The organism is Globicatella sanguinis NBRC 15551 (assembly GCF_001552295.1).
GTDB lineage: Bacteria > Bacillota > Bacilli > Lactobacillales > Aerococcaceae > Globicatella > Globicatella sanguinis.
Window position 1 is genome coordinate 1 of sequence record NZ_BCQX01000197.1, and the last position, 1,713, is coordinate 1,713.

A 1,713-nucleotide genomic window follows, 5' to 3' on the forward strand; every position below is an offset into this window, starting at 1 on the left:
CGTAGTGAACAGAAAGACGGTGCCATTGCTCTTTAATAACAATCCACTAAAGAAATAAGAAATTCAAACATTACTCTTAAATGATGATAAACTAACAAGAAATTATTCCATTGCTCTTTCAAAACAATCCACTAACGAAATATGAAAAACATTATAATAATCAACTAACAAACATAAAAATTTATCTAATATTTCGAATAAAAAATAAATATAAAAATAATATTGACATAACATTCAAATGAGTATAATATTGTTATTGTTGCTAGTTAGTAATAATAAATAGCATCAAGGAGGCTATGTTTAATGGAAGTTTCAGTCAAAAAGAATTCTACAATTCATGCAAATATTGTCTTTAGGCAAGCAGCACGGACAGTTGAATTGAATACAGGCGACGCGATTCGTGAAGCAGGCCTGACTCAGACGCAGTTTGGAATACTAGATGTTTTATATGTCCTAGGGGATATGACGATTAATCGAATTAAAGAAAAGACTTTAGCAACTTCTGGTAATATGACCGTTGTTCTTAAAAATATGGAGCGTGATGGTTATATTACGCGCAAAGTCTGTCCGAATGATAAACGTAGTTTTGAATTTTCGATTACAGCATTAGGTCGTCAAAAATTTGAAGAAGTCTTACCCAAACATCGTCAAATTATTGATGAAGTATTTAGTATTTATACTGAAGCTGAAAGACAAGAGTTAATTAGACTCTTGAAGAAATTTAAACAATTCAATTAGAAAAAGGAGTTTTTTATTTATGAAAAAAGTATTATTTGTCGTAGGTTCATTACGTGAAGGTTCATTTAACAAACAATTAGCAGCTATTGCTGAAAATGCATTAGCTGGTAAAGCAGAAGTATCTTATTTAGACTTCACAAAATTACCTTTAATGAATCAAGATGTCGAAAATCCAGTTTTACCCGAAGTTCAAGCAATTAGAGATGAAGCAGCAGCAGCCGATGTTATTTGGTTCTTCTCACCAGTTTATAACTTCTCTATTCCAGGAACTATCAAGAATTTAATCGACTGGTTATCTCGTTCTTTAGATCCAGCTAATCCAGGTGGTGAATCAGCTATTCACAATAAATTCACGACCGTTTCTGCAGCAGCTGCAGGCGGCTTTGAGAATATGTTTGAAAACTACAAATTCTTATTACCTTTCGTTCGTACACAAGTGATTGATGAGTTTACTGAAGTTAAAATCAATGACTCTGCATGGGTTGATGGTCAATTAGTATTAACTGATGAAGTACAAGCAAAATTTGATGCTCAAGTAGCAGCGGTTATTGAAGCAATTAACGGTTAATCATTATAAATATCACTCCCTAAATTAAATAATAACCGGTAGATAGCTATATAAGAATGCTTTTACCCAGCGTTTTAAAATATTAAGTGCCATAATGGTGTGTCATTAAACAAAGTATGATAACATGATTGAATACCGACGCCATGATGCGAACAGGAATTATGCGAAATGCCTATAAGATTATTTTAAACTTCGCGTATACTTCCAAAAATAGACCTGATAGTAAGTAGATTGCTTGCCATCAGGTCTTTTGCTATCGATAACTTATCACTATCTTCATAAAACTTTCATTCATTGATAGCAGATTTTTCAATTTAATCTGATAAAATAATAATTATCAATGGAGAGATTCTGTTAAAGAGGCTGGGCATAAAGTAGATAAATTCCATCGAATTATTGGTCATAAA

The 1,713-nt window shown here is 32.1% G+C and carries 2 protein-coding genes; both read left to right on the forward strand.

All coding sequences use genetic code 11. The annotated features are described in order from the left end of the window. Nucleotides 1-303: 303 nt before the first annotated feature. Nucleotides 304-738 (forward strand): MarR family winged helix-turn-helix transcriptional regulator, encoded by a 435-nt coding sequence (locus GSA01S_RS10050; protein WP_066127219.1) that lies wholly within the window; start codon nt 304-306, stop codon nt 736-738. A gap of 19 nt (nt 739-757) precedes the next feature. Further along, on the forward strand, nt 758-1,306 hold the full coding sequence (locus GSA01S_RS10055) for an NADPH-dependent FMN reductase (protein ID WP_066127222.1): 549 nt from the start codon (nt 758-760) through the stop codon (nt 1,304-1,306). The last annotated feature ends 407 nt before the right edge of the window (nt 1,307-1,713 follow it).

Excerpts from the sequence above, each read along its gene's own strand:
- GSA01S_RS10055 (WP_066127222.1), top strand. The coding sequence starts at position 758 with ATGAAAAAAGTATTATTTGTCGTAGGTTCATTACGTGAAGGTTCATTT.
- GSA01S_RS10050 (WP_066127219.1), top strand. The coding sequence starts at position 304 with ATGGAAGTTTCAGTCAAAAAGAATTCTACAATTCATGCAAATATTGTC.